This window comes from Pseudomonas sp. NFACC08-1 (assembly GCF_900106735.1).
GTDB classification, from domain to species: Bacteria; Pseudomonadota; Gammaproteobacteria; order Pseudomonadales; family Pseudomonadaceae; genus Aquipseudomonas; species Aquipseudomonas fluorescens_Q.
Genome location: NZ_FNNL01000001.1, coordinates 323,657 through 349,457, shown reverse-complemented (window position 1 = coordinate 349,457; position 25,801 = coordinate 323,657). Strand labels below are relative to the sequence as shown.

26 protein-coding genes and 1 pseudogene are annotated in these 25,801 nt (G+C 60.2%); 16 read left to right on the top strand and 11 right to left on the bottom strand.

Translation table 11 applies throughout. The features are described from left to right. Positions 1-28 precede the first annotated feature (28 nt). Positions 29-1,171, bottom strand: a complete 1,143-nt coding sequence (locus BLU76_RS01570) for an MFS transporter (RefSeq protein WP_092148288.1) — start codon at positions 1,169-1,171, stop codon at positions 29-31. Between the two features lie 183 nt (positions 1,172-1,354). After that, the gene (locus BLU76_RS01565; protein WP_092221262.1) at positions 1,355-2,848 is read right to left on the bottom strand and encodes an aldehyde dehydrogenase; all 1,494 of its coding nucleotides are present in this window, start codon (positions 2,846-2,848) and stop codon (positions 1,355-1,357) included. Positions 2,849-3,082: 234 nt separating this feature from the next. On the opposite strand from BLU76_RS01565, the gene BLU76_RS01560 reads away from it, so the two are divergent. Both BLU76_RS01560 and BLU76_RS01555 read left to right on the top strand, forming a co-directional pair. After that, on the top strand, positions 3,083-3,445 hold the full coding sequence (locus BLU76_RS01560) for a cupin domain-containing protein (RefSeq protein WP_072343141.1): 363 nt from the start codon (positions 3,083-3,085) through the stop codon (positions 3,443-3,445). A gap of 165 nt (positions 3,446-3,610) precedes the next feature. After that, complete coding sequence (locus tag BLU76_RS01555; protein WP_063323806.1) at positions 3,611-3,829, top strand: peptidase inhibitor; 219 nt, start codon at positions 3,611-3,613, stop codon at positions 3,827-3,829. Positions 3,830-3,919: 90 nt separating this feature from the next. Here the strand turns inward: BLU76_RS01555 and rpmG are convergent, their stop codons facing one another. Then, positions 3,920-4,075, bottom strand: a complete 156-nt coding sequence (gene rpmG, locus BLU76_RS01550) for a 50S ribosomal protein L33 (protein ID WP_003177274.1) — start codon at positions 4,073-4,075, stop codon at positions 3,920-3,922. 11 nt (positions 4,076-4,086) lie between these two features. After that, complete coding sequence (gene rpmB, locus BLU76_RS01545; RefSeq protein ID WP_003177273.1) at positions 4,087-4,320, bottom strand: 50S ribosomal protein L28; 234 nt, start codon at positions 4,318-4,320, stop codon at positions 4,087-4,089. A 437-nt stretch (positions 4,321-4,757) separates the two neighbouring features. Here rpmB and BLU76_RS01540 point away from each other — a divergent pair, with 437 nt between their 5' ends. Continuing rightward, positions 4,758-6,347 (top strand): ABC transporter substrate-binding protein, encoded by a 1,590-nt coding sequence (locus tag BLU76_RS01540; RefSeq protein ID WP_092148291.1) that lies wholly within the window; start codon positions 4,758-4,760, stop codon positions 6,345-6,347. 119 nt (positions 6,348-6,466) lie between these two features. Here BLU76_RS01540 and radC read toward each other — a convergent pair whose 3' ends face one another. After that, the gene (gene radC / locus BLU76_RS01535) at positions 6,467-7,141 is read right to left on the bottom strand and encodes a RadC family protein (RefSeq protein ID WP_092221260.1); all 675 of its coding nucleotides are present in this window, start codon (positions 7,139-7,141) and stop codon (positions 6,467-6,469) included. Between the two features lie 144 nt (positions 7,142-7,285). Here radC and coaBC point away from each other — a divergent pair, with 144 nt between their 5' ends. The 6 genes and pseudogenes from coaBC (at position 7,286) to BLU76_RS01505 (ending at position 13,698) form a co-directional block, all read left to right on the top strand. Further along, the gene (coaBC, locus tag BLU76_RS01530) at positions 7,286-8,494 is read left to right on the top strand and encodes a bifunctional phosphopantothenoylcysteine decarboxylase/phosphopantothenate--cysteine ligase CoaBC (RefSeq protein ID WP_003206865.1); all 1,209 of its coding nucleotides are present in this window, start codon (positions 7,286-7,288) and stop codon (positions 8,492-8,494) included. Between the two features lie 5 nt (positions 8,495-8,499). After that, a complete protein-coding gene (gene dut / locus BLU76_RS01525; RefSeq protein ID WP_003206867.1) occupies positions 8,500-8,955 on the top strand; it encodes a dUTP diphosphatase in 456 nt (151 codons plus the stop codon). A gap of 251 nt (positions 8,956-9,206) precedes the next feature. Further along, positions 9,207-10,610 (top strand): annotated as a pseudogene (locus tag BLU76_RS01520) (phosphomannomutase/phosphoglucomutase); the annotation flags it as partial. Between the two features lie 27 nt (positions 10,611-10,637). Next, positions 10,638-11,543 carry an acetylglutamate kinase gene (gene argB / locus BLU76_RS01515; protein WP_025216133.1) on the top strand — a complete coding sequence of 302 codons (906 nt, stop codon included), beginning with the start codon at positions 10,638-10,640 and terminating at the stop codon, positions 11,541-11,543. A 53-nt stretch (positions 11,544-11,596) separates the two neighbouring features. Further along, positions 11,597-12,841: a type IV toxin-antitoxin system AbiEi family antitoxin gene (locus tag BLU76_RS01510; RefSeq protein ID WP_256572624.1), complete on the top strand. Its 1,245-nt coding sequence runs from the start codon at positions 11,597-11,599 to the stop codon at positions 12,839-12,841. Further along, positions 12,829-13,698 carry a hypothetical protein gene (locus BLU76_RS01505; protein ID WP_092221256.1) on the top strand — a complete coding sequence of 290 codons (870 nt, stop codon included), beginning with the start codon at positions 12,829-12,831 and terminating at the stop codon, positions 13,696-13,698. Before BLU76_RS01510 ends, BLU76_RS01505 begins: the two co-directional genes overlap by 13 nt. Positions 13,699-13,742: 44 nt before the next feature. Here the strand turns inward: BLU76_RS01505 and pyrE are convergent, their stop codons facing one another. After that, positions 13,743-14,387: an orotate phosphoribosyltransferase gene (gene pyrE, locus BLU76_RS01500; protein WP_092221254.1), complete on the bottom strand. Its 645-nt coding sequence runs from the start codon at positions 14,385-14,387 to the stop codon at positions 13,743-13,745. 83 nt (positions 14,388-14,470) lie between these two features. Between pyrE and BLU76_RS01495 the strand changes: the two genes are divergently transcribed. Then, a complete protein-coding gene (locus tag BLU76_RS01495; protein ID WP_013694557.1) occupies positions 14,471-15,250 on the top strand; it encodes an exodeoxyribonuclease III in 780 nt (259 codons plus the stop codon). 93 nt (positions 15,251-15,343) lie between these two features. Here the strand turns inward: BLU76_RS01495 and gltS are convergent, their stop codons facing one another. The 3 genes from gltS to rph all read right to left on the bottom strand — a co-directional run bounded on the left by gltS (position 15,344) and on the right by rph (position 18,037). Then, positions 15,344-16,552, bottom strand: coding sequence for a sodium/glutamate symporter (gene gltS / locus BLU76_RS01490; RefSeq protein WP_063323799.1), 1,209 nt, complete (start codon positions 16,550-16,552; stop codon positions 15,344-15,346). A gap of 362 nt (positions 16,553-16,914) precedes the next feature. Next, positions 16,915-17,283: a DUF4870 domain-containing protein gene (locus tag BLU76_RS01485; protein WP_013694558.1), complete on the bottom strand. Its 369-nt coding sequence runs from the start codon at positions 17,281-17,283 to the stop codon at positions 16,915-16,917. 31 nt (positions 17,284-17,314) lie between these two features. Then, complete coding sequence (gene rph / locus BLU76_RS01480; protein ID WP_003177262.1) at positions 17,315-18,037, bottom strand: ribonuclease PH; 723 nt, start codon at positions 18,035-18,037, stop codon at positions 17,315-17,317. A gap of 274 nt (positions 18,038-18,311) precedes the next feature. Between rph and BLU76_RS01475 the strand changes: the two genes are divergently transcribed. The 6 genes from BLU76_RS01475 (at position 18,312) to BLU76_RS01450 (ending at position 23,604) form a co-directional block, all read left to right on the top strand. Then, the gene (locus tag BLU76_RS01475; protein WP_063323798.1) at positions 18,312-19,175 is read left to right on the top strand and encodes a YicC/YloC family endoribonuclease; all 864 of its coding nucleotides are present in this window, start codon (positions 18,312-18,314) and stop codon (positions 19,173-19,175) included. 10 nt (positions 19,176-19,185) lie between these two features. Then, the gene (gene gmk, locus BLU76_RS01470) at positions 19,186-19,806 is read left to right on the top strand and encodes a guanylate kinase (RefSeq protein WP_003206877.1); all 621 of its coding nucleotides are present in this window, start codon (positions 19,186-19,188) and stop codon (positions 19,804-19,806) included. Between the two features lie 167 nt (positions 19,807-19,973). Further along, on the top strand, positions 19,974-20,237 hold the full coding sequence (gene rpoZ / locus BLU76_RS01465; protein WP_003177259.1) for a DNA-directed RNA polymerase subunit omega: 264 nt from the start codon (positions 19,974-19,976) through the stop codon (positions 20,235-20,237). Positions 20,238-20,297: 60 nt separating this feature from the next. Then, on the top strand, positions 20,298-22,403 hold the full coding sequence (gene spoT, locus BLU76_RS01460) for a bifunctional GTP diphosphokinase/guanosine-3',5'-bis pyrophosphate 3'-pyrophosphohydrolase (protein WP_063323797.1): 2,106 nt from the start codon (positions 20,298-20,300) through the stop codon (positions 22,401-22,403). 24 nt (positions 22,404-22,427) lie between these two features. Continuing rightward, on the top strand, positions 22,428-22,808 hold the full coding sequence (locus BLU76_RS01455; protein WP_003206880.1) for a RidA family protein: 381 nt from the start codon (positions 22,428-22,430) through the stop codon (positions 22,806-22,808). Between the two features lie 55 nt (positions 22,809-22,863). Continuing rightward, complete coding sequence (locus BLU76_RS01450; RefSeq protein ID WP_092148302.1) at positions 22,864-23,604, top strand: hypothetical protein; 741 nt, start codon at positions 22,864-22,866, stop codon at positions 23,602-23,604. 51 nt (positions 23,605-23,655) lie between these two features. Here the strand turns inward: BLU76_RS01450 and BLU76_RS01445 are convergent, their stop codons facing one another. Both BLU76_RS01445 and BLU76_RS01440 read right to left on the bottom strand, forming a co-directional pair. Continuing rightward, positions 23,656-24,555 carry a DMT family transporter gene (locus BLU76_RS01445; RefSeq protein ID WP_063323795.1) on the bottom strand — a complete coding sequence of 300 codons (900 nt, stop codon included), beginning with the start codon at positions 24,553-24,555 and terminating at the stop codon, positions 23,656-23,658. A 248-nt stretch (positions 24,556-24,803) separates the two neighbouring features. Further along, positions 24,804-25,661 (bottom strand): SDR family oxidoreductase, encoded by an 858-nt coding sequence (locus BLU76_RS01440; RefSeq protein ID WP_092221252.1) that lies wholly within the window; start codon positions 25,659-25,661, stop codon positions 24,804-24,806. Positions 25,662-25,801 lie beyond the last annotated feature (140 nt).

Genomic DNA, 25,801 nt, shown 5'->3' with positions numbered 1-25,801 from the left:
GCTCCCTCACCACAGGGGTTTGGTGTGCTCAGGCCGCTTGGGTCGCCCCGAACGCCCCCTGGCGCAACAGCAGGATCACCAGGCCAAACGCCCCTGCGGCCATGAACAAAGGCAGCGCATGCCCGCTGATCCACTGACTGCCCGCCCCCGCCACCAGTGGCCCGATCAGGCAACCAAGGCCCCACAGTTGCGCGACGTGGGCGTTGGCCCGCACCAGCGCATCGTCACGGTAACGCTCGCCGATCAGGATCAGCGACAACGTGAACAAACCGCCGGCACTGGCGCCGAACAGCACCCACAGCGGCCAGATCAACAGGGTATCGATCAAAAGCGGAACCGCCAGGCTCGATAACGTCAGCGCCACTGCACAGCCCGTCAACAGCGCCCGACGAGACACGCGATCAGCCAGGGCACCAATGGGCAACTGCAACAGGGCATCACCGACCACCACGGTGCTGACCATGGCCAGCGCTACGTCGGCGGTGAAGCCCTGGCGCAGGCAATACACCGGCAGCAACGTGAGGATCATGGCCTCGAACGCAGCGAACAACGAGACCGCCCAGGCAATCGCCGGCAAGCCTCGGCAAAACGTCCACAAGTCGCCAAACGTAACGCTGCCGGCCTCGCTGCTCGGCGCACCGCTACGGCCCAGCAACAGTAAGGGTGCGATCAGCAGCAAACCGACACCCACCCAGAACCCGTAGTCATGAGCGGTCCCCAGCGCGCCCAGCAGCAGTGGGCCGGACAACTGGCTCAAGGCGTAGCTGCTGCCGTACAGCGCCACCAGTCGCCCACGCCATTTCTCAATGACCAGTTGGTTGATCCAACTCTCACCCAGAATGAACACCAAGGTCAGGACCACGCCAATCAACAGGCGCAGCAGCAGCCAGACCGGATAGCTGGGCAGCAACGCCAGCAACCCGATGGACACCGCGCCGCCCCACAGGCACAGACGCATCAACGCTGCCGTGCCAAACCGCGCCGCCAGCCGGCTGGACACCTTGGCCCCGAGCAACACCCCCACGGCCGGCATGGCGGCCATCACGCCAATGGCGAACGAGCCATAACCCCAGCCCTCCAGGCGCAGCGACACCAGCGGCATGCTCACGCCCAAGGCCAGGCCGACACTCAGGACAGACGCCAACACGGCGAAATAGGTCGCCCAACGCATTTCCACGCTCCTGTGGACAGTTATCAATCCCAAGCGCCACCCAAAACATTGTGGGAGCGAGCTTGCTCGCGATAGCGGCGCAACATTCAACAAAGTCGTCGACTGTCATACCGCGATCGCGAGCAAGCGCGCTCCCACAGGGGATGTGTGTCTACCGCAAATCTTCCGCTCCCACAAAAGGGATCAGAGTTTGATCCAGGTCGACTTCAGCTCGGTGTACTTGTCGAACGCATGCAGCGACTTGTCGCGACCATTACCCGATTGCTTGAAACCACCGAACGGCGCGGTCATGTCGCCGCCGTCGTACTGGTTGACCCAGACGCTGCCGGCACGCAGGGCCTTGGCGGTCAGGTGGGCCTTGGAGATGTCCTTGGTCCATACCGCCGCGGCCAGGCCGTACGGCGTGTCGTTGGCGATCTCGATGGCCTGCTCAGCGGTGTCGAAGGCAATGACCGACAAGACCGGGCCGAAAATCTCTTCCTGGGCGATTTTCATCGCGTTGCTCACGCCGTCGAAAATCGTCGGCTCGACGTACGTACCGCCCGTTTCCTCAAGGATGCGCTTGCCGCCGGCCACCAGTTTGGCGCCGTCGCTGTGACCGGCCTCGATGTAGGACAGCACGGTGTTCATCTGCTGGGTATCGACCAGGGCGCCGACATTGGTGGCCGGGTCCAGAGGGTTACCAGGCTTCCAGCCCTTGAGGGCTTCGATCACCAGTGGCAGGAACGTGTCCTTGATGGAACGCTCCACCAACAGCCGCGAGCCGGCAGTGCAAACTTCGCCCTGGTTGAAGGCGATGGCGCTGGCGGCGGATTCGGCGGCGGCTTGCAGGTCCGGGGCATCGGCGAACACGATGTTCGGGCTCTTGCCGCCGGCTTCCAGCCAGATACGCTTCATGTTGGATTCGCCGGAGTAGATCATCAGTTGCTTGGCGATCTTGGTAGAGCCGGTGAACACCAGCGTATCGACGTCCATATGCAGGGCCAGGGCCTTGCCGACGGTGTGGCCATAGCCTGGCAGCACGTTCAGCACGCCCTTCGGAATGCCGGCCTCGATCGCCAGTGCGGCGATGCGGAGAGCGGTCAGCGGGGATTTTTCCGACGGTTTGAGCACCACCGAGTTACCGGTGGACAGCGCCGGGCCGAGCTTCCAGCAGGCCATCATCAACGGGAAGTTCCAGGGCACGATAGCGCCCACGACACCCACCGGCTCACGGGTTACCAGGCCCAACTGATCGTGCGGCGTAGCCGCCACTTCGTCATAGAGCTTGTCGATGGCTTCACCGCTCCAGCTCAAGGCTTGCGCCGCGCCGGGAACGTCGATGTTCAGGGAATCACTGATCGGCTTGCCCATGTCCAGGGTTTCGAGCAGGGCCAGTTCTTCGGCATGCTGCTTGAGCAGGCCGGCAAAACGAATCATGGTGGCTTTGCGCTTGCTGGGTGCCAGGCGCGACCAGACGCCGGAACTGAATGTGGCGCGGGCGTTTTCGACCGCACGCTGGGCGTCGGCGACGTCACAGCTGGCGATCTTGCCCAGCAGGCGGCCATCGACCGGGCTGAGGCAATCGAAGGTTTCGCCGGACACCGCATCAGTGTACTCGCCGTTGATGAAGGCGCGGCCCTCGATCTTCAGGTTGCGGGCGCGTTGTTCCCAGTCGGCACGAGTCAGGGTGGTCATGCGTGTGTCCTCCTCTTATTGAGTACGAACGCCGCGCGGTGCGCAGCGCTCAAAAGTATTCTGCCCAACCAGCCTGGTTTCGGCGCCGTTTTCGGCATAGGGCACCCGCCACCCTAAACCAGCGGCTGGTCATGTTTCAATATATTTGACACAACGCGGGCAAACGACCTTGCGATGTTCGTTTTAATAAACATAGACTCGAAGCCTTCCAAGCGATCACTGGGGATCACCCGCATGAGCATTCAGGACATCGTCGATTTCAGCCAGGCCAATACCACCGCCGAACGTTATCGCCCGGACCCGGCCAAGGTGTTCAAGGGCGACCCCGAGCAAACCGTGTTCAACCATTACAGCAGCCCCTGCGGGCAGATGAACGCGGGCGTATGGGAAGGCGCCGTCGGCCAGTGGACGGTCAATTACACCGAGCATGAGTATTGCGAGATCGTCCAGGGTGTTTCCGTGCTGCGGGACGACAATGGCAATGCCAAGACCCTGCGGGCTGGCGACCGCTTTGTGATCCCAGCGGGTTTCCAGGGCACTTGGGAAGTGCTGGAGCCGTGCCGCAAGATTTACGTGGTGTTCGAGCAGAAGGCTTGAGCCCCGCCGAAAAAGAAGCTGACACTCTATCGCTGGTAAAGACCAGCGCAGCAGATAAGACTGCTCACGGGCATCACGTATTTTATCGTCGCAACGGCACGCACAGAACGTGCGGCCAACCGACAGGTGAGCGCCCTGACCCTATCACTATTGCAAGGAGGCAATATGCCCGTCGTACCCGATCAATGCGATCTCGCCATCGCCCAATACACCATCGGCCAAAAATGCACCCCTCAATTGCTTGAAGAGGTTCGCGCCTTGGCCAATGGAGCCCCCGTCCGCGCCACAGGCCCGAAATATCCGTCGAGCTGGGACCTGCGTCCGCGCCGGATCAACCTGCACACCGACGCCGACAGGATCATTGTCAGCATCAACTGCGGCTGACCCCCTCGTCGCTGACCACACAATCCGAGCGCAACAAAAAAGGCCCGTATCTCGCGATACGGGCCTTTTTCGTAAGAAGGGAAAAATCAATTACTTGATTTTGCCTTCCTTGTAGATCACGTGCTTGCGAACAACCGGATCATATTTCTTGATCTCGATTTTGTCCGGGGTAGTACGCTTGTTCTTGTCGGTAGTGTAGAAGTGACCAGTACCGGCGCTCGAGATCAAACGAATCAATTCACGCATGATTAGCTCCCTTAAACCTTGCCATCGCGACGAAGTTCGGCCAGCACGACACTGATGCCACGCTTGTCGATGATACGCATGCCCTTGGCAGATACGCGCAGACGCACAAAACGTTTCTCTTCTTCAACCCAGAAGCGGTGATGCTGCAGGTTCGGCAGGAAACGACGACGGGTTTTGTTGTTTGCGTGGGAAATGTTATTCCCAGTCACCGGACCCTTACCGGTAACTTGACAGACTCTCGACATGCCTCAGCCCTCTAAAACCACATGCCCAACCCGGCATGGGTTGGCCGCTTAATCTCTCAGTCATTTGGCGCCAGGCGCCGCGTTTCTTTAAGGGTCTTACCGGCTACACCTACAGTGAAGGAACCGGGCCCCTAGAAAAGAGCGCTGCTTTATACCAGAAAGACCACAGCGCAACAACAGCCGATGTGATTTGTCTTCATGGCGAATCATCGACCAACCGCCCCGGGCGGCGGGGGCAGAGGCTGGCACAGCACCTTACCGCTCGTCGCTGCATGCAGGTTTTTTTCACCTGTGGCGATTTTTAGTCCATCCACGCGTTGGCGCAGAGTGCCGGAAAATGCAAAAAGGGGATAGTCATTTAGCGGCGAGCCCACTAGGGTAGGCCTTTTCCAGACTGCACTCGCAGATGGGCCTTCGACTTGCACAGGAAACCGACCATGCGCCTCGCTGCCCTACCATTGTTGCTCGCCCCTCTGCTGATCACCCCACAGGCCTTGGCCGCCGCCCTGAGCGTCTGTACCGAAGCCAGCCCGGAAGGGTTCGATGTCGTCCAGTACAACTCCCTGACGACCACCAACGCCTCCGCCGACGTGCTGATGAACCGCCTGGTGGACTTCGATACCGCCGGCGGCAAAGTGGTCCCCAGCCTGGCCGAGCGCTGGGAAGTCTCCACCGATGGCCTGACCTACGTGTTCAAGCTGCGGCCACAGGTCAAGTTCCACCACACCGACTACTTCACGCCGCGCCGCGACCTGACCGCCGAGGACGTGAAGTTCAGCTTCGAGCGCATGCTCGACCCGGCGAACCCCTGGCACAAGGTGGCGCAAAGCGGTTTCCCCCACGCCCAGTCCATGCAACTGCCAGCGCTGATCAAGAAAGTCGATGCGCTGGACCCGTTGATCGTGCGCTTCACCCTCGATCACGCCGACTCGACCTTCCTGGCGACGTTGAGCATGGGTTTTGCCTCCATTTACTCGGCCGAATACGCCGATCAGTTGATGAAGGCCGGTACGCCGGAAAAGCTCAATAGCCTGCCGATCGGCACCGGCCCGTTCATTTTCAGCCGGTTCCAGAAGGACGCCTCGATTCGCTACAAGGCCAACGACGCCTATTTCGGCGGCAAGCCCCAAGTGGACCCGCTGGTCTTCGCCATCACGCCGGATGCCAATGTGCGCCTGCAGAAACTGCGTCGCAACGAATGCCAGATCGCCCTGTCGCCCAAGCCGCTGGACGTACAAGCCGCCAAGCAAGAACCTACGCTGAAGGTCGAGCAGACCGACGCCTTCATGACCGCGTTCGTGGCCATCAACAGCCAGCATCCGCCGCTGGACAAGCCTGAGGTGCGCCAAGCCATCAACCTGGCCTTCGACAAGGCCAGCTACCTGAAGAGCGTCTTCGAAGGCACCGCCGAAGCCGCCAATGGCCCCTACCCGCCCAACACCTGGAGCTACGCCAAAAGCCTGCCCGGCTACGCCCATGATCTGGCCAAGGCCCGCGACCTGTTGGCCAAGGCCGGCTTGAAGGAAGGCTTCCAGACCACCATCTGGACCCGCCCTTCCGGCAGCCTGCTGAACCCCAACCCCAGCGTCGGCGCGCAACTGCTGCAGTCCGACCTGGCGCAGATCGGCATCCAGGCCGAGATCCGGGTGATCGAATGGGGCGAACTGATCCGTCGCGCCAAGGCCGGCGAACATGATTTGCTGTTCATGGGTTGGGCCGGCGACAACGGCGACCCGGACAACTTCCTCACGCCACAGTTTTCCTGCGCGGCGGTCAAGTCCGGCACCAACTTCGCCCGCTACTGCAATCCCGACCTGGACAAACTGATCAGCGCCGGCAAGACCACCGGCGAACAAGGCGTGCGGGCCAAGCTCTACGAGCAGGCCCAGGCCCAGATCCAGCAACAGGCCCTGTGGCTGCCCCTGGCGCACCCGACCGCGTTCGCCCTGGCCCGCAAGGATGTGCAGGGTTACTCGGTCAGCCCGTTTGGGCGGCAGGATTACTCGAAGGTCAGGCTCAAGCCGTAAGCTGCAAGCTGCAAGCTGCAAGCTGCAAGCTGCAAGCTGCAAGCTGCAAGCTGCAAGCTCAAGAGCAGATCACACCCGGCTCTGAACTTGCGGCTTGAAGCTGACAGCTTGCCGCTGCCTCACATCCACCCATGCTCCGCCATCGACAGCGGCTCCCCATCGCCAACAATGAAGTGGTCGAGCACCCGCACATCGATCAGTTCCAACGCCTCCTGAAGCCGCTCAGTGAGCACCCGGTCGGCCTGGCTGGGCTCGGTGTTGCCGGAGGGGTGGTTGTGGCACAGGATCAACGCAGCGGCGTTGTGGGCCAGGGCGCGCTTGACGACCTGCCGGGGATGGACACTGGCGCTGTCGATAGAGCCGCGGAACAGCGCCTCGAAGGTCAGCACCTGGTGCTTGGCATTGAGAAACAGGCACCCGAACACCTCGTGGGGTTCGTGACGCAACATCGATTTCAGGTACTCACGCACCGCGAACGGGCTTTCCAGCGTGGTCTTTTCCCGTGCCCGTTCAGCCAAATGCCGACGACTCATTTCCTGAGCCGCTTGCAGTTGGGCAAACTTCGCCGGTCCGAGCCCCATATGATTACTGAATGTGATCTGATCGGCTTCAAGCAGCGCGCGCAGGCTGCCAAATTGAATCAATAGTTGTCGCGCCAGATCCACCGCGCTTTTGCCCGACACGCCGGTGCGCAAAAAAATCGCCAGCAGCTCGGCGTCCGATAGACTCCCCGCCCCTAGCGCCAATAACCGCTCCCCTGGCCGCTCGGCCACGGGCCAATCGCGAATACTCATGGCATCTCCCTGATTGTGGGCGCCGCTGTTCCATAGCGGTCGCTGTGATATCGTAGCCCATCTTTTTTGCAGGCGATTTGCACCCTGGCAGCTGCTGCCAAGGGGTTCGTCTTGCACTGACCACTGAAATCGAAAGGCAGGCCTATGCAGCGGCTGTATCGGAAACGCATCGTTCTGGGCGTCGGCGGCGGCATTGCCGCCTACAAGAGCGCCGAGCTGGTTCGCAGGCTTATCGACCAGGGCGCGGAAGTACGGGTCGTCATGACCCGCGGTGGCAGCGAGTTCATTACCCCGCTGACCATGCAAGCCCTATCCGGGCACCCGGTCCACCTGGATTTGCTCGACCCGGCGGCCGAAGCCGCCATGGGTCATATCGAACTGGCCAAGTGGGCCGACCTGGTGCTGATCGCCCCGGCCACGGCCGACCTGATCGCCCGTTTGGCCCAGGGCATCGCCGACGACCTGCTGACCACCCTGGTGCTCGCCACCGACGCGGTGGTCGCCGTGGCGCCGGCCATGAACCAGGCCATGTGGCGCGACCCGGCCACCCAGGCCAACCTGCAATTGCTCGAAAGCCGCGCCCTGAAAGTCTTCGGCCCGGCCTCCGGCAGCCAGGCCTGCGGCGATGTCGGCATGGGCCGCATGCTTGAAGCCACCGACCTGGCCCAGTGCGCCGCCGACTGCTTCCAGCGCCAGGCCCTGACCGGCAAGCACGTGCTGATCACCGCCGGACCGACCCAGGAAAACATCGACCCGGTGCGCTACATCACCAACCACAGCTCCGGGAAAATGGGCTTCGCCCTGGCCGAAGCCGCGGTAGAAGCCGGCGCCCGGGTAACACTGATCACCGGCCCCGTGCACCTGCCGACTCCGGACCGGGTCACGCGCATCGATGTGGTCAGCGCCCGGGACATGCTCGCAGCCTGCGAGGCCGCCATCCCCTGCGACCTGTTCATCGCCTCGGCGGCGGTGGCGGACTACCGCCCCGAAGTCGTCGCCCCGCAAAAATTGAAGAAAGACCCTACAAGCGGCGACGGCCTGCTCCTGCAAATGGTGCGCAACCCGGACATCCTGGCCAGCATCGCCACCCGCCCCGACCGCCCGTTCAGTGTCGGCTTTGCCGCCGAGACCGAACACCTGCTCGATTACGCCGCACGCAAGCTCAAGGACAAGAATCTCGACTTGATCGTCGCCAACGACGTGGCCAACCCGAGCATCGGCTTCAACAGCGAAGAAAACGCCTGCAGCGTGATCGACCGCCAGTTGCACGCCACACTTTTCGCCCAGACCAGCAAGAGCAAGATTGCCCGCCAGCTGATCACTTTCATCGCCGAACGTCTGAACCAGGTTTAAATGTCATGCACGCCCTACAAGCCAAGATCCTCGACCCACGCATCGGCAACGAATTCCCGCTGCCGCAATACGCCACACCGGGCTCCGCCGGCCTCGACCTGCGGGCGATGCTCAAGCAGGACACGATCCTGGAGCCGGGCCAGACCCTGCTGATTCCTACCGGCCTGTCGGTGTACATCGGCGATCCTGGCCTGGCCGCGCTGATCCTGCCGCGCTCGGGCCTGGGCCATAAGCACGGCATCGTGCTGGGCAACCTGGTGGGCCTGATCGACTCCGACTATCAAGGCGAACTGATGGTGTCGTGCTGGAACCGCGGCCAAACAGCCTTCAACATTGCCGTGGGCGAACGCATCGCGCAGCTGGTGCTGGTGCCGGTGGTCCAGGCCCACTTCGAACTGGTCGAAGAATTCGACGAAAGCCAGCGTGGCGCGGGTGGTTTTGGGCATTCCGGCAGCCATTGACCGGTGTTTTCAAGCCGGGCGTCCTGCCCGGCCCGTTTGTGAAGCTTGTGTTTCAGGACAAAAAATGCGCAGTGGCTTTCTGCTAGGTTTCCCATCCGGAATCAACGTATTAGGCGAGCGAGGCCGGGGTAACGCTGTCTCATGGCATTTTCCCACCACGAACTCTCTGTCAAAAACGCCGTCATACCCTTCAGCTTGAGCCTGCCGACGCGACCCGTCGGCCTGTCCAGTCACTTTCCTGATAGAGCGCCCCGCCCATGAACACCCCAGCCGCAATCGCCCCGATCTTCCCTGACAGCATCTTCCGCGCCTACGACATCCGTGGCGTGGTACCGGAAACCCTTACCGCCGAAACCGCCTACTGGATCGGCCGGGCCATTGGCTCCCAGAGCCTGGCCCAGGGCGAACCGAACGTGTGTGTCGGCCGTGATGGCCGCTTGTCGGGGCCTGAGCTGGTCGAACAACTGATAAAAGGCGTCGCCGACAGTGGCTGCCACGTCAGCGACGTGGGCCTGGTGCCGACCCCGGCGCTGTACTACGCCGCCAACGTGCTGGCCGGCAAATCCGGGGTGATGCTCACCGGCAGCCACAACCCATCGAACTACAACGGCTTCAAGATCGTCATCGCTGGCGACACCCTTGCCAACGAGCAGATCCAGGCCCTGCACACCCGCCTCAAGACCAACGACCTGAGCAGCGGCCAGGGCAGCATCACCAAGGTCGATATCCTCGAACGCTACAACGACGAAATCGTCAAGGACGTGAAACTCGCTCGTCGCCTGAAAGTGGTGGTCGACTGCGGCAACGGCGCGGCTGGCGTGATCGCCCCGCAACTGATCGAAGCCCTGAACTGCGAAGTCATCCCGCTGTTCTGCGACGTGGATGGCAACTTCCCTAACCACCACCCGGATCCGGGCAAGCTGGAAAACCTTGAAGACCTGATCGCCAAGGTCAAGGAAACGAACGCCGACCTGGGCCTGGCCTTCGACGGCGACGGCGACCGCGTGGGCGTGGTGACCAATACCGGCAGCGTGGTGTTCCCCGACCGCCTGCTGATGCTGTTTGCCAAGGACGTGGTAGCGCGCAATCCGAACGCCGAAATCATCTTTGACGTTAAATGCACCCGTCGCCTGGTGCCGTTGATCAAGGAGTACGGCGGTCGTCCACTGATGTGGAAAACCGGCCATTCGCTGATCAAGAAGAAAATGAAACAAAGCGGCGCCCTGCTGGCCGGCGAAATGAGCGGCCACATCTTCTTCAAGGAGCGCTGGTTCGGTTTTGACGACGGCATCTACAGCGCCGCGCGCCTGCTGGAAATCCTCAGCAAGGAGAAATCCAGCGCCGAAGAGCTGTTCGCGACCTTCCCGAACGATATTTCTACGCCAGAAATCAATATCCATGTGACCGAAGAGAGCAAATTCAGCATCATTGATGCACTGCACGACGCTCAATGGGGCGAAGGCGCCGAACTGACCACCATCGATGGTGTGCGGGTCGACTATCCCCACGGCTGGGGCCTGGTTCGCGCATCCAACACCACACCGGTGCTGGTACTGCGTTTCGAGGCCGACAACGAGGCCGAACTGCAGCGCATCAAGGATGTGTTCCACACCCAACTCAAACGTGTTGCACCTGATCTCCAACTACCGTTTTGATTTTTTGAAGCACTACCGGAGCCCTGAATGACCCTCGAACGCGAAGCCGCCGCCAACACCGCCAAGGTCCTGTCCGAAGCGTTGCCTTATATCCGACGCTACGTCGGCAAGACCCTGGTGATCAAATACGGCGGCAACGCGATGGAAAGCGAGGAGCTCAAGACCGGCTTCGCCCGCGACATCGTGCTGATGAAGGCCGTGGGCATCAACCCGGTGGTGGTCCACGGCGGCGGCCCGCAAATCGGCGACCTGCTCAAGCGCCTGTCGATCGAAAGCCACTTCATCGATGGCATGCGCGTGACCGACGCGCAGACCATGGATGTGGTGGAAATGGTCCTGGGCGGTCAGGTCAACAAAGACATTGTCAACCTGATCAACCGTCATGGCGGCAGCGCCATCGGCCTGACAGGCAAGGACGCCGAGCTGATCCGGGCGAAGAAACTCACCGTCACCCGCCAGACGCCGGAGATGACCCAACCGGAAATCATCGACATCGGCCATGTGGGCGAAGTGGTCGGCATCAACACCGACCTGCTCAACCTGCTGGTCAAGGGCGATTTCATCCCGGTGATCGCGCCCATCGGCGTGGGTGCCAACGGCGAGTCGTACAACATCAACGCCGATCTGGTGGCGGGCAAGGTTGCCGAAGCACTGAAAGCTGAAAAGCTGATGCTGCTGACCAACATCGCCGGCCTGATGGACAAGACCGGCAAAGTCCTGACCGGGCTGTCGACCCAGCAGGTCGATGACCTGATCGCCGACGGCACCATCTACGGCGGCATGCTGCCGAAGATTCGTTGCGCGCTGGAAGCGGTGCAGGGCGGCGTCGGCAGCTCGCTGATCATCGACGGCCGGGTACCGAATGCGATTCTGCTGGAGATCTTCACCGATACTGGCGTGGGTACGTTGATCAGCAATCGCAAGCGGCCTTAATACCGGAAACGCAACAGATCGCGACCTTTACAGCTCCAATTGGATTTTCGAGTTTGCGAAAATCCGTTAGGGCTGGCGAGGCTCGCGATTTTTTTTGCGCTCGAGAATGTCGAGAGAAGCTGGATTTTCATCAAATACGCGCATTTCAACAAACGCTGAAACTGCCATATTTATTGAAAATACTGGAAGAATTTCACCAGTTGACCTATTTTCAACATTCGTTGAAAAGGGCTCCATCAATGAAAGATTTCGAAAAAAGCTCAAAAGAGGCGTTGTGCGATCTCCTGCGCAAAGTGCCAATCATCGAAATAAAAAGCCTGGAAGCCGCGCCGCAGACAAAATACTGGGCCCCCGATTTCATCGTTGAAATAGCCACATCGGGTAAATCTCGCTCTCTGGTCTGCGAGGTTAAAGCCAGTGGGCAGCCCAGATTTGTAAACGCAGCCATCCTTCAGCTTCGTGACTACGTAACTGCGTGGGACATTGACGTCACAGCTATCGTAATCGCCCCCTATCTCTCGCCCGCTGCCAGGCAGGCATGTCGGGAAAAAGGTGTCGGCTACTTGGACCTTGAGGGTAATGCCTGGATTTCATTCGATGGCGTATTCATCGACCGTCAAGTTGCGGATAAGCCGCCAGCAGAACATAGAGAGCTGAAGTCACTCTTCAAGCCGAAGTCAGCACAGATCCTTCGTGCAATGCTGCGCGAACCGGCCCATGCATGGCGGGTAATTGAGCTCTCCGAAGCGGCCAGCACAAGCTTGGGTCAAGTCAGCAATGTGCGTACCGCCCTGCTTGATCGGGAATGGGGGCAGGTAACAAGCAATGGATTCTTCCTATGCGATCCTCAGGCCCTGCTGGATGCATGGGTCGAGGCCTACGAACCTCCATCGGGGGAGCGTAAAAAGTTCTATACCACCTTACATGGCAGCGCCCTGGAAAATGCAGCGCGGAGCGTTATTGGCGAACAGAGCTGCGGGCGCACGCTTTTCTCCTCGTTTTCCGCCGCGCAATGGCTCGCGCCCTATGCCCGTGTGGGCACGCATTACTTTTATGCCGACAGTGAAGGGTTGGATAAACTGATCGAAGCTCTACAGCTTGTCCCTGCGGCCAAGGGCGAAAATGTGGTGATCACCGTTCCCAGGGACGAAGGACTTTTACTGGACACCGTCGAAGCAGCACCCGGCGTGCTGTGCACCAGCCCGGTTCAGACCTATCTGGATTTGACGGTGGCCGGAGAACGCGCAAAAGAAGCTGCTGAGTATTTACGCCAGGAAAAATTGACATGGCCCCGTTAGTGCCGCAAGAGCCTCAATCTGCCTCGGATTATGAGGATAGGACTACGGCCGCAGTGAAGGCCGTGCTCGTCGAAATGGGCCAGATTCTGGGAAGTTTCAAAGGCAAGTTCGCAGTGATCGGAGGAGCGGTGCCATGGCTGCTCCTTGCCCATAATGACATGCCGCATGTGGGTACGCTCGACGTCGACTTGAGCCTAGATGCAGAAGCACTTGGCGATGGCGAGTACGCAACACTGGTCGAGGCCCTGATGGGCAATGGGTATGAGCAAAGAGGAGAGCTACGACGCTTCCAGCTCGTTCGCCAGGTTCCCGTGAACGATGGGGGCGCCCCGATAGATGTGATCGTGGATTTCTTGATGCCTCGCGATGCCGAGATCATCCAGAATAAACCGCCTATCCTGAATGACTTTGCGGTTCAACGTGCCGATGGCGCCGATTTGGCAATGCGGTTCTATCAGATGGTCGCGATTGAAGGCCCCATGCCAACTGGCGGCAAAAATCGCGTCGAGGTTGCCGTTTGCTCTATCCCGGCACTGCTCGCGATGAAGGGCTATGCCCTTAATGGGCGACATAAGCAAAAAGACGCCTACGACATCTACTATTGCGTCCGTAATTATCCAGGTGGCATAGCGGCACTCGCTGAAGAATGCCGCCCCGTCATTGAAACCGGAAGTGGCGAACAAGGCTTCCTGCACATCTGCCAAAAATTTGATGTAGCCGACGGCTATGGCCCGACCTCTGTAAGGCGTTTCGTCGAAGACAGCCAAATCCTTGAGGATCGGACCCCGGACCAGTGGCAACAGGACGCGTTTGGACAAGTGGATGCTTTACTGCGCGCCCTTTGCCTTCGCAAGTGAGCGCCACTGAATAAAAGGCCCTGTCTCACAGGGCCTTTGGTTTTTCAGACACCAAACTGCGCCCGATAAGCCTCAACCGCCGGCAAATGCTGCTTGAGCTGCGGATCGTCGGCCAAAAACTCCAGCACCTGGGTCAGCGACACAATGCTGATCACCGGGATGCCGAAGTCGCGTTCCACTTCCTGGATCGCCGACAGCTCACCGTTGCCGCGCTCCTGGCGGTTCAGGGCGATCAGCACGCCAGCGGCCTTGGCGCCTTCCTGGGCAGCGATGATCTGCATCACTTCGCGAATGGCAGTGCCGGCAGTGATGACGTCGTCGATGATCAACACGTCGCCGGTCAGCGGGGCACCCACCAGGCTGCCGCCTTCGCCATGGGCCTTGGCTTCCTTGCGGTTGAAGCACCAAGGCAAGTCGCGGTCGTGATGTTCAGCCAGGGCGACGGCAGTGGAGGCGGCCAGCGGGATGCCTTTGTAGGCTGGGCCGAACAGCACGTCGAACGGGATGCCGCTCTCGACGATGGCCGCCGCATAGAAACGACCCAGTTGCGCCAAGGCAGAACCGCTGTTGAACAGGCCGGCATTGAAGAAGTACGGGCTGGTGCGCCCGGACTTGAGGGTGAACTCACCGAAGCGCAAAACGCCGCGATCGATGGCAAAGCGAATGAAATCGCGCTGATACGCCTGCATGAAAAAAAGCCTCAAATACCGCGGATTTAGCTAAATAGGTACACGGCGTGTATCATACACGCACGTGATTTTTGGGGCCATTTATGCGGATCATCAGTGTGAACGTCAATGGTATTCAGGCTGCAGTCGAGCGTGGTTTGCTCAGTTGGCTGCAAGCACAGAATGCCGACGTCATCTGCCTGCAGGACACCCGCGCCTCCGCCTTTGAACTGGACGATGCAGCCTTCCAACTGGATGGTTACTTCCTTTATGCCTGCGATGCCGAAGTCCCCGCCCAGGGTGGCGTGGCTTTGTACTCGCGGCTGCAACCGAAGGCTGTCATCAACGGTCTCGGTTTCGAGACGGCGGACCGCTACGGGCGCTACCTGCAAGCCGATTTCGACAAGGTCAGCATCGCGACCTTACTGCTCCCTTCGGGGCAGAACGGCGATGAAGATTTGAATCAGAAATTCAAGTTGATGGACGACTTCGCCCGTTATCTGGATAAACAGCGGCGCAAACGTCGCGAGTACATCTATTGTGGCTCGCTGTACGTGGCGCAACAGAAGCTGGATATCAAGAACTGGCGCGACAGCCAGCAATCTCCTGGTTTCCTGGCGCCGGAACGGGCCTGGATGGACGAGATCATTGGCAACATGGGTTATGTCGACGCCCTGCGCGAAGTCAGCCGTGAAGGCGACCAGTACAGCTGGTGGCCGGACAACGAACAGGCCGAGATGCTCAACCTTGGCTGGCGCTTCGACTACCAGTTGCTGACGCCTGGCCTGCGCCGCTTCGTACGCAGCGCCCGCCTGCCGCGCCAGCCACGGTTCTCGCAGCATGCGCCGCTGATCGTGGATTACGACTGGACGCTGACCATCTAGCGTACCGGCGACATTCCCAGGTCGACCGAAAAAGAAAATGCCCGTATCGCAAGATACGGGCATTTTTTATGGCGAACGCTACCGCGCAGAACCTCAAGCCACGGCAAACAACGGCAGGGCAAGGTACAACTTGATGACGATGACGTTAATGATATCGATGAAGAACGCTCCCACCATCGGTACCACCAGAAACGCTATCTGTGAAGGCCCGTAGCGCTGAGTCACTGCCTGCATGTTGGCGATGGCCGTCGGCGTGGCGCCCAACCCAAAACCGCAATGCCCTGCCGCCAAGACGGCTGCATCGTAATGACTGCCCATGATTCTGAACGTCACGAAAATCGCAAACAGCGCCATGACCAATGTCTGGGCCGCCAGGATAATGAATATCGGCAATGCCAGTGACGCCAGGTCCCACAACTTGAGTGACATCAAGGCGATAGCCAGAAACAGTGACAGGCTGACATTGCCAAGTACGGATACTTCTCGCTCAAAGACCTGATACAAGCCAAGTGCCGAAAGTCCATTGCGCAAGACCACCCCCACGAACAAGACACAAACGAACGTCGGCAACTCGAATGCGGTGTCGTGGAGCTGCCCATTCAAGAGCGTACCGGCCAGAAGGCTGACTGCAATCAGGGCGAGCGTCTCAATAAACGAAAACGGCGTAATCGAGCGCTCTTTGTTCGGCTGTTCGAAACCCTTGGGTATCCGGGGCTTTTCTGATTCAAGACCGCCGGGTGACTGAACACGCTTGATGAGCAGGCGCGCAACCGGCCCACCGATCAAGCCACCTAACACCAAGCCAAACGTCGCAGAAGCCATCGCAAGTTCGGAGGCAGAAGCCAGGCCGAACTTCTCGCTGAACACCGTCCCCCACGCCGCGCCAGTACCGTGACCGCCCGCCAAGGTGATCGAGCCAGTCAGCAACCCCATCAACGGATCGAGCCCCAGCACTGTTGCGAGCCCGACGCCCATGGCGTTCTGGACCACCAACAGGCCGACGACCGCCAGCAGGAAAATCCCAACCACGCGCCCGCCTTTCTTCAGGCTCGCGAAGTCCGCGCTCAGGCCAATCGTGGCAAAAAATGCCAGCATCAACGGTGTCTGCAATGAAGTATCAAATCGAACTTCAACTTCAAGCCCCCGCAAAGCCAGGAGCACCAGGGCAACTACCAGCCCGCCCGCTACAGGCTCAGGGATATTGTAGGCGCGAAGAAAACCAACACGCGTAACAAGTCCGCGCCCCAGCAAAAGCACCAGAGAGGCGGCGACAAGTGTTCCATAGAAATCGAGCTGAAACATGAGTGTTTATTCTTTGAACATATATTCAGGGGCGAACTTTTTACCTGGACACGCCTCTTGAACAGGTTGATTGCCTCAACACTGATTGGCTTTGAATTCAAGGACCTTCAATGGTCTGAATATATCGAAATATTTCTGAAGGAATATAACTTGGCGCAACTCTATCAATCGAAGCGTCTTATTGCCAAGCATAGAGACCGCACTAAAACCGTGCAGTTGTGACTAGAAGTGTAAGAGCGGAATATGCGCACAATAACTCGCTACGCAGTGGGAAACTGCACATAAAAAGAAACATTTATGACTTCAAAAAAGACAATGCCCCGATAGGCCGGGGCATTGTCCTTGGATCGCAGGGCTGATCGTTATTTGACCAGGCGCCAGGTAAACGGATACCGATACGGCTGCCCTTCATTGGCCTTCACGCCACCAATGATCGTCAGCACAAGCGCACCGATAGCCACCAGGCCGAACAGGAAGAAGCCGATCACCACGACCATCAGCAGCAGGCTGATCGCCGAGGCAATCGCCACGGTGATCTGGAAGTTCAGCGCTTCCTTGCCCTGGGCATCGATGAACGGGTCGGACTCACGCTTGAGCTGCCAGAGCACCAGCGGCCCGATCAGCGTGCCGAACGGAATCCAGATCCCCAACAAGGCGGACAGGTGACAAAACATTGCCCATTGACGCGCCTCTTTGCTCGGCTGGGGCAGTAGGATTTGCTCATCACTCATGACACTCTCCTTGTCTTGAAGCGGGAATCGATCAGTCAGCCAAGGCGGCCTTTTGCAGTTCGAAGATCTCGTTCATGCCTTTCTTCGCCAATTCCAGCATAGCGTTCAATTCTTCTGGCTGGAACGGCGCGCCCTCGGCAGTGCCCTGGACTTCGATGAAACCGCCGGCACTGGTCATGACCACGTTCAGGTCAGTCTCGGCAGCGGAGTCTTCCAGGTAATCCAGGTCCAGCACCGGCTCGCCCTGGTACATGCCCACGGACACAGCGGCAATCATTTGCTTGAGCGGGTCGCCGCCCTTGAGGCCGCCGCGCTTCTTGATCACTTTCAAGGCATCGACCAGGGCGACCATGGCCCCGGTGATGGAGGCAGTACGGGTACCGCCATCGGCCTGGATCACGTCGCAATCGACATACAGCGTCACGTCGCCCAACTTGGACATGTCCAGAGCGGCACGCAGCGAACGGCCGATCAAGCGTTGGATTTCCAGGGTACGACCGCCCTGCTTGCCACGGCTGGCCTCACGCTGGTTCCGCTCACCCGTGGCGCGCGGCAGCATGCCGTATTCGGCCGTCAGCCAGCCCTGGCCCTGCCCCTTGAGGAAGCGTGGCACGCCGTTTTCGACACTGACAGTGCAGATGACTTTGGTATCACCGAATTCGACCAGTACAGATCCCTCGGCGTGTTTGGTGTAGTTGCGGGTAATGCGGATCGAGCGAAGCTGATCGGCAGCGCGACCACTTGGACGTTTCATAGGGAATACCTGTACGGAGGACGGAAAACTGCCGAGCATTATAGAGCCGTGAATCGTCATAGGGCAGTCAAACGTCACTCGGCTCCAAAAAGCCGGCGCGAGCGAAGCCGCGCAAAGGCCTGCCCGACGGGTTGCAGCGCTTTGTCACATGCGCGTTTGGGGCATGCGCTTCACTGCGCTACAATCCTGCGCCTTTGCTGCCCTTCGGCTTTTATTCACAGATTCCAGGCCCCACCACCACCCGTTGTGGCCGCCTGCATTGCGAGGACCCTCCATGGTGCACAGCATGACCGCTTTCGCCCGCGTCGAAAAAGCCGGGGCCCAAGGCACGCTGAGCTGGGAACTGCGTTCGGTCAACAGCCGCTACCTGGAGCCGCACTTGCGCCTGCCCGAGTCTTTCCGCGACCTCGAAGGCGGCGTGCGCGAGGCGCTGCGCCAGGGCCTGTCCCGGGGCAAGCTGGAATGCACCCTGCGCTTCACCGAAGAAAGCACTGGCAAAGCCTTGCAGGTGGACCGTGAGCGCGCCGCGCAACTGGTCGCCGCGGCCGAAACCGTCGCCAGCCTGATCAAGCATCCTGCCGCCTTGAACCCACTGGAAGTCCTGGCCTGGCCCGGCGTGCTGGTGGGCGATGCGAGCGACCCCCAAGCGCTGAACGCCGAGGCGATGACGCTGTTCAATGAAGGCCTCAAGGAACTCAAGGCCGGCCGCGAGCGCGAAGGCGCGGAGCTGGCCCGACTGATCAACGAGCGCCTGACCTCCATCGAAGAAGACGTCAGCACCCTGCGCGAACTGGTCCCACAGATGCTCGCCACCCAGCGCCAGAAAGTCCTCGACCGCTTCACCGACATGAAGGCCGAACTGGACCCGCAACGCCTGGAACAGGAAATGGTCATGCTCGCGCAAAAAAGCGACGTGGCCGAAGAACTGGATCGCCTGAGCACCCACATCATCGAAGTTCGCCGGGTGCTCAAGTCCGGCGGCGCGGCCGGTCGCCGCCTCGACTTCCTGATGCAGGAGCTCAACCGCGAAGCCAATACACTGGGCTCCAAAGCCTTCGACCCGCGCAGCACCCAGGCGGCGGTCAACCTCAAGGTGTTGATCGAACAAATGCGCGAACAAGTGCAGAACATTGAGTAAGGCTAACGACATGACCCACAGCACCGGCACCCTCTACATCATTTCCGCGCCCTCGGGCGCCGGCAAGACCAGCCTGGTCAAGGCACTGATCGATGCCGAACCGCAGATCCGCGTCTCGGTCTCGCACACTACCCGCGCCATGCGTCCGGGCGAAGTGAATGGTGTGAACTATCACTTCGTCGACCGCGAAGAGTTCGTGAAGATGGCCGAACACGGCGACTTCCTGGAGCGCGCCGAAGTTTTCGGCAACCTTTATGGTACTTCGCAAAGTTACTTGCAGCAGACCCTGGACGAAGGTCACGACCTGATCCTGGAAATCGACTGGCAAGGCGCCGAGCAGGTGCGCAAGCTGATGCCCCAGGCTCGTTCGATCTTTATCCTGCCGCCAAGCCAGCAAGCCTTGCGCCAGCGCCTGACCAACCGTGGCCAGGACAGCGACGACATCATCGAGGGCCGGATGCGCGAAGCGGTCAGCGAGATGAGTCACTACGTCGACTATGATTACCTGATCATCAACGACGATTTCGCCCACGCGCTGGACGACCTGAAGGCGATTTTCCGCGCCAGCCAGCTGCAGCAGAAACGCCAACAGCAACGTTTCGGCAAATTATTGGCCGAATTGTTGGGCTGAACAGCCCTTCCCAAAACCGCTGCGACGGCTTTACATTGGTAGTCGCAGCGCGCCGAGGGGTTTGGTTAAAAAATCAGCGCTTCCCTAAACGCTGGTGTTTTTTTAAACTGTCGAGTCCGCTCGCCCAACCGGGCAGCGCGCATATTGCATTCGCTCCGAGGAATACCATGGCCCGCGTAACCGTTGAAGACTGCCTAGAACACGTGGAAAACCGCTTTGAGCTGGTCATGCTCTCTACCAAGCGTGCCCGTCAACTGGCCACCGGCGGCAAAGAGCCATTGGTCCAGTGGGAAAACGACAAGCCTACAGTAGTAGCGCTGCGTGAAATCGCCGAGGGCCTGATGAGCTACGAGTTCATCGCCAACGCTGAAATCGTCGAAGACGAACCGCTGTTCGCAGCGTTCGAGGACGAGTCCAACGAGGCGGTCTAAGCCTATGCCTGGTCGACGTAGCACGGCGCGGGGTCACAGCAGACGGCAGGAGTCATCATCATGCCGAGCATAGACGCCCTCGCCGATCGCTTATCGGCCTATCTCGGCACGGACCAGGTCAACCTGGTCCGCCGAGCCTATTTCTACGCTGAACAAGCCCACGACGGCCAACGCCGCCGCAGTGGCGAGGCGTACGTCACGCATCCTCTTGCGGTGGCGAATATTCTTGCCGACATGCACATGGACCATCAGAGCCTGATGGCGGCGATGCTGCATGACGTGATCGAAGACACCGGCATTGCCAAGGAAGCGCTGCAAGCGCAGTTCGGCGAAACCGTGGCCGAACTGGTCGACGGGGTCAGCAAGCTGACCCAGATGAACTTCGAGACCAAGGCCGAGGCCCAGGCCGAGAACTTCCAGAAAATGGCCATGGCCATGGCACGCGACATTCGCGTGATCCTGGTCAAGCTCGCCGACCGCCTGCACAACATGCGCACCCTGGAAGTGCTGTCCGGCGAAAAACGCCGGCGCATCGCCAAGGAAACCCTGGAAATCTACGCACCCATCGCCAATCGCCTGGGCATGCACGCGATCCGCATCGAGTTCGAAGACCTCGGCTTCAAGGCCATGCACCCGATGCGTTCGGCGCGGATCAACCAGGCCGTCAAGCGCGCCCGGGGCAACCGCAAGGAAATCGTCAACAAGATCGAAGAATCCCTGAGCCACTGCCTGGCCATCGACGGCATCGAAGGCGAAGTCAGCGGGCGGCAGAAACACCTCTACGGCATCTACAAGAAAATGCGCGGCAAGCGTCGGGCCTTCAACGAGATCATGGACGTCTACGCGTTCCGGATCATCGTCGACAAGGTCGACACCTGCTATCGCGTGCTGGGAGCTGTACATAATTTGTACAAACCGTTGCCGGGGCGCTTCAAGGATTACATCGCGATTCCCAAGGCCAACGGCTATCAGTCGCTGCACACCACGCTGTTCGGCATGCACGGCGTACCCATCGAAATCCAGATCCGCACCCGCGAAATGGAAGAGATGGCCAACAACGGCATCGCCGCCCATTGGCTGTACAAATCCAGCGGCGACGAACAACCCAAGAGCACCCATGCCCGCGCCCGGCAGTGGGTCAAGGGTGTGCTGGAAATGCAGCAGCGCGCCGGCAACTCCCTGGAGTTCATCGAGAGCGTGAAGATCGACCTGTTCCCGGACGAGGTCTACGTCTTTACGCCCAAGGGCCGGATCATGGAGCTGCCCAAAGGCTCCACGGCCGTGGACTTTGCCTATGCGGTACACACCGACGTCGGCAACAGTTGCATCGCGTGCCGGATCAACCGCCGCCTGGCACCGTTGTCCGAACCGCTGCAAAGCGGCTCCACGGTGGAAATTGTCAGCGCCCCGGGCGCACGACCCAACCCGGCATGGCTCAATTTCGTGGTCACCGGCAAGGCCCGCACCCATATCCGTCATGCCCTGAAACTGCAACGCCGCTCCGAATCCATCAGCCTCGGTGAACGCCTGCTGAACAAGGTATTGAACGGTTTCGACAGCTCCCTGGACAAGATCCCGGCCGAGCGTGTGCAACTGATGCTCAATGAATACCGCCTCGAACTGATCGAAGACCTGCTCGAAGACATCGGCCTGGGCAATCGCATGGCCTACGTCGTTGCCCGTCGGCTGCTCGGTGAAGGCGAACAGTTGCCAAGCCCCGAAGGTCCGCTGGCGATTCGCGGCACCGAGGGCCTGGTGCTCAGTTATGCCAAGTGCTGTACACCGATCCCGGGCGACCCGATTGTCGGCCATTTGTCCGCCGGCAAAGGGATGGTGGTGCACCTGGACAACTGCCGCAACATCAGCGAAATCCGTCATAACCCGGAAAAATGCATCCAGCTCTCCTGGGCCAAGGATGTCACCGGCGAATTCAACGTCGAGCTGCGGGTCGAGCTGGAGCACCAGCGCGGCCTGATCGCGCTGCTGGCCAGCAGCGTCAATGCCGCCGACGGCAATATCGAAAAAATCAGCATGGACGAACGCGATGGCCGCATCAGCGTCGTTCAATTGGTAGTCAGCGTACACGACCGTGTGCACCTGGCCCGCGTGATCAAGAAACTGCGCGCCCTGACCGGCGTTATCCGCATCACCCGGATGCGCGCGTAGCCCATTCGTTATCAGGAGTCATTCATGACCAAGACTGTTATCACCAGCGACAAGGCCCCGGCCGCCATCGGTACTTATTCCCAGGCGATCAAGGCCGGCAACACCGTGTACATGTCGGGCCAGATTCCACTGGACCCCAAGACCATGGAGCTGGTGGAAGGCTTCGAAGCCCAGACCGTGCAGGTGTTCGAAAACCTCAAGGCCGTGGCTGAGGCCGCAGGTGGTTCGTTCAAGGACATCGTCAAGCTGAACATCTTCCTCACCGACCTGAGCCACTTCGCCAAGGTCAACGAGGTGATGGGCAAGTACTTCGACCAGCCTTACCCTGCCCGCGCCGCCATCGGCGTGGCCGCCCTGCCCAAGGGCGCTCAGGTTGAGATGGATGCCATCCTGGTCATCGAGTAATAAGGCCGGCGCAGCCTCCCCTGCTGCGCCGTTTTCGTTCTGAAAGGATTCCACCATGCGCAAAGCGCTTGCTCTCTCGCTGGCTGCCCTGCTTCTGGGCGGTTGCGCCAGCGACCCTGCCGACCGTGACATCAGCGGCACCTGGATCAACCAAGCAGCCATCGACGCTGCCGCCAAGGGCGGCCCGCTTCGCGAAGCGCTGCAGGGCTACGGCCCGAACCTGGAATGGGACGTCAACACCCGGGCCGGTCAGGCGCGCTACACCAACGGCTTTGAAAACGTCGAAGGCAAGTTGCTGGGCGAAGAAGACGGCGCCTGGAAAGTCGATTTCTACGGCAGCTCCGCCAGCGAACTCAAGCGCGATGGCGACCAGTTAAGCCAGGCCGCCACCGAGAACGAACCGCAGCAGGTGTTCGACCGGGCGTCAGTCCAGGTACCCGCAGGTGCGCCGATCGGCGCCAGTTTCGAGCGAGCGCTGTATACCGCCTACCTGGGTGGCACCTGGAGCATCGTCAACGGCCCCGGCCAGGGCGCCAGCGTGCAATTCCAGCCCGACGGCCAGGTCAGCGGGCTGCCGGGCGCCGATCGTTACGCCTTGTGCCTGGCCGGCGATTGCGCCTCCATGAGCGGTGGCAACGACAACATCTGGTTGCAGCAGAACGGCCAGGGCAACACCTGGATCTTTGCCCGCGACGGCAAGCGGCTGGAGATTTTCCAGACCGTCAACGCCGCGCTGGCCGATGAAATGCCGTCGTTCACGCCGGGGACTCGGCAATGGGTGCTGGAAAAGCAGTAAGGGATAGGGCGCCTCGAAATAAATGTACGGGCGCCCCACGCCGGTAAAGGTTCACACGCGAGAGGGGACAGGCTTTCTTCTGCCCAGGCGGATCAGCTCATTGGAGAAACACAGCCCAATGATGATCAGCAGTGCGCCCGGGTACAGGCTTTCGCGTGGCACCTCATTGAGCACAACAAATGCCAGCAGTGCGGCGAACAGCGGCTCGGTCAGCTCCAAGGCTTGCACCTGGGATGGCTTGAGGTACTCGATTGCCTTGGTGGTGCAAAAAAAGCCGAGGATGGTCGGCAGCGCGGCCAGCGCCAGCAGTGCGGCAATCGCCCAGGGCGACAGCTCACCGATCACGAAGCCGTCGGCCGAAGCCGGCATCAGCAAGTACAGGCTGCCGAAGAACAGCAACTGACGAGTGAAGTGCAGCCCACCGGACACGCCCATCCGTTTCATGGCTACCGAAAACGCCCCATAGCCGCAGCCCGCCATGGACGCGAGCGCAACGCCTTGGAGCGTGAAGCCCTGCCGCAGATCGGCGCCAAAGATCACCGCGATTCCGGCGATCGCCAAGGCGGCGCCCACAGTGGCGTTCGCGGTGATCGCATCCTTGAGGATTATGCGTCCGAGCACAATCGAGGAAATGGAAGCACTGGCCATCAGCATCACGACTACACCCGCCGCAGCGTAATGCCGATAGGCAGCCGTTTCGAAGTGGAACAGCACAAAGATACCGAGAAACGCGCAGATCGCCGCCTGGGTCCATTTGGCCGTCGTCGCCGGACGCTTGATAAACAGCAGCAAGGCCGAGAGCAGTAGACAACCCAGGACGGTCTTTATGACGGCGACACTGCTGGCGGTGAAGCCATTGCTCATGAGCACTTTGCTGAGCACGCCTATCGTGGCGTTAAGTGCGGCGGCGGAGAGTGCAAAGATAACGCCTTTGCTGAAACTGGCTTGCATTGATGACGGTCCTTGTCGCGGTTAGATCGTTCGATCGGATGTTGGCCCACATCGACGACGCAAAAGATGATTGAAACGGTTGCGAGTGGCCTTCGGATCACTCCTGGTTTCGGCAAGCAACGGATAATGCTCGGCGAGCTTGATGAACCAAGTCAAGACGTGGAAGGTACTCAGGACGGTAAGAGCCCATAGAGATCTAGCCCTTGGCGCCGAACAATATCATCGAGCACACGCCGAGCAAGCCCGTGTCAGCTGCGCCCTTCCAGAATCGCCGCATACCCCTGGCGAAAACTCGGATACCGCGGCGTCCAGCCCAAGGCCTTCGCCCGGGCATTGCTGCAGCGCTTGCTGCCGGCACGACGCACGCTGGCGTCTTCGGCCCACTGGGTGACGCCCATGTATTCACGCAACCAGCCCACCACCTCGGCCAGCGGCGCAGGGGCGTCGTCGACGCCGATGTAGCAATCGTCCAGCATCTGGCCCTGGCGATCGGCCTCCAGCAGGAACGCCAGCAAGCCGGCCGCATCGTCGGCGTGGATGCGATTGGCGTACAGCGGCGGGTCGATCACGACGCGATACCCTTGGCGCACCTGGCTCAGCAACCATTCCCGACCCGGCCCATAGATGCCGGTCAGGCGCACGCGGCTGGCCGGGATGCCACTGCCCAAGGCCACTTGCTCGGCTTCGAGCATCAGGCGACCGGAATAGCCGCTGGCCACGGTTGGCGAGGTTTCATCCACCCATTCGCCCAGCTGTTGCCCATAAACACTGCTGCTGGACACAAACAGCAGACGCTTGGGCTGCTGCCCATGCTGCTTCAACCAGCCCAACACATGCTGCAACCCTTCGACATAAGCCGAGCGATAGCCCGCTTCGTCATGGTCGGTGGCCGCGGCGCTGTACACCAGGTAATCCAACGAACCGGTGGGCCAATCGGCCGGGCATTGCTCGCTGAACAAATCCCCCGCCACGCCGATGACGCCGGCCGGCAGGCTCGAAACCGTACGCCGCAGGCCATGGACTTGCCAATGTGCGGCCAATAACTGACGGGCCAGGCGGCCACCGATATCACCGCAGCCGGCGATCAAAACAGAAGGCGCGGACATCAAGAATTCCTCTGGCAAAGCCGCAGACTAGCCTCCGAGGGGGACGGGCGGCTAGCCATCGCACAAAAAAAGTAACTGTATTACTTTTGTTAACAAGAATTACTTGCAATAATGCCCGCCAGTTTTGTTCTCGGCCCCCG

What these genes read in the sequence shown, in the direction of transcription:
- BLU76_RS01495 (WP_013694557.1), top strand. Translation starts at nt 14,471, where the DNA reads ATGCGGATCATCAGTGTGAACGTCAATGGTATTCAGGCTGCAGTCGAG.
- BLU76_RS01560 (WP_072343141.1), top strand. Translation starts at nt 3,083, where the DNA reads ATGAGCATTCAGGACATCGTCGATTTCAGCCAGGCCAATACCACCGCC.
- spoT (WP_063323797.1), top strand. Translation starts at nt 20,298, where the DNA reads ATGCCGAGCATAGACGCCCTCGCCGATCGCTTATCGGCCTATCTCGGC.
- rpmG (WP_003177274.1), bottom strand. Translation starts at nt 4,075, where the DNA reads ATGCGTGAATTGATTCGTTTGATCTCGAGCGCCGGTACTGGTCACTTC.
- dut (WP_003206867.1), top strand. Translation starts at nt 8,500, where the DNA reads ATGCACGCCCTACAAGCCAAGATCCTCGACCCACGCATCGGCAACGAA.
- argB (WP_025216133.1), top strand. Translation starts at nt 10,638, where the DNA reads ATGACCCTCGAACGCGAAGCCGCCGCCAACACCGCCAAGGTCCTGTCC.
- gmk (WP_003206877.1), top strand. Translation starts at nt 19,186, where the DNA reads ATGACCCACAGCACCGGCACCCTCTACATCATTTCCGCGCCCTCGGGC.
- BLU76_RS01450 (WP_092148302.1), top strand. Translation starts at nt 22,864, where the DNA reads ATGCGCAAAGCGCTTGCTCTCTCGCTGGCTGCCCTGCTTCTGGGCGGT.
- BLU76_RS01485 (WP_013694558.1), bottom strand. Translation starts at nt 17,283, where the DNA reads ATGAGTGATGAGCAAATCCTACTGCCCCAGCCGAGCAAAGAGGCGCGT.
- BLU76_RS01565 (WP_092221262.1), bottom strand. Translation starts at nt 2,848, where the DNA reads ATGACCACCCTGACTCGTGCCGACTGGGAACAACGCGCCCGCAACCTG.
- BLU76_RS01455 (WP_003206880.1), top strand. Translation starts at nt 22,428, where the DNA reads ATGACCAAGACTGTTATCACCAGCGACAAGGCCCCGGCCGCCATCGGT.
- pyrE (WP_092221254.1), bottom strand. Translation starts at nt 14,387, where the DNA reads ATGCAGGCGTATCAGCGCGATTTCATTCGCTTTGCCATCGATCGCGGC.
- radC (WP_092221260.1), bottom strand. Translation starts at nt 7,141, where the DNA reads ATGAGTATTCGCGATTGGCCCGTGGCCGAGCGGCCAGGGGAGCGGTTA.
- coaBC (WP_003206865.1), top strand. Translation starts at nt 7,286, where the DNA reads ATGCAGCGGCTGTATCGGAAACGCATCGTTCTGGGCGTCGGCGGCGGC.
- BLU76_RS01440 (WP_092221252.1), bottom strand. Translation starts at nt 25,661, where the DNA reads ATGTCCGCGCCTTCTGTTTTGATCGCCGGCTGCGGTGATATCGGTGGC.
- BLU76_RS01570 (WP_092148288.1), bottom strand. Translation starts at nt 1,171, where the DNA reads ATGCGTTGGGCGACCTATTTCGCCGTGTTGGCGTCTGTCCTGAGTGTC.
- BLU76_RS01445 (WP_063323795.1), bottom strand. Translation starts at nt 24,555, where the DNA reads ATGCAAGCCAGTTTCAGCAAAGGCGTTATCTTTGCACTCTCCGCCGCC.
- rpmB (WP_003177273.1), bottom strand. Translation starts at nt 4,320, where the DNA reads ATGTCGAGAGTCTGTCAAGTTACCGGTAAGGGTCCGGTGACTGGGAAT.
- BLU76_RS01540 (WP_092148291.1), top strand. Translation starts at nt 4,758, where the DNA reads ATGCGCCTCGCTGCCCTACCATTGTTGCTCGCCCCTCTGCTGATCACC.
- BLU76_RS01555 (WP_063323806.1), top strand. Translation starts at nt 3,611, where the DNA reads ATGCCCGTCGTACCCGATCAATGCGATCTCGCCATCGCCCAATACACC.
- BLU76_RS01475 (WP_063323798.1), top strand. Translation starts at nt 18,312, where the DNA reads ATGGTGCACAGCATGACCGCTTTCGCCCGCGTCGAAAAAGCCGGGGCC.
- rph (WP_003177262.1), bottom strand. Translation starts at nt 18,037, where the DNA reads ATGAAACGTCCAAGTGGTCGCGCTGCCGATCAGCTTCGCTCGATCCGC.
- rpoZ (WP_003177259.1), top strand. Translation starts at nt 19,974, where the DNA reads ATGGCCCGCGTAACCGTTGAAGACTGCCTAGAACACGTGGAAAACCGC.
- BLU76_RS01505 (WP_092221256.1), top strand. Translation starts at nt 12,829, where the DNA reads ATGGCCCCGTTAGTGCCGCAAGAGCCTCAATCTGCCTCGGATTATGAG.
- gltS (WP_063323799.1), bottom strand. Translation starts at nt 16,552, where the DNA reads ATGTTTCAGCTCGATTTCTATGGAACACTTGTCGCCGCCTCTCTGGTG.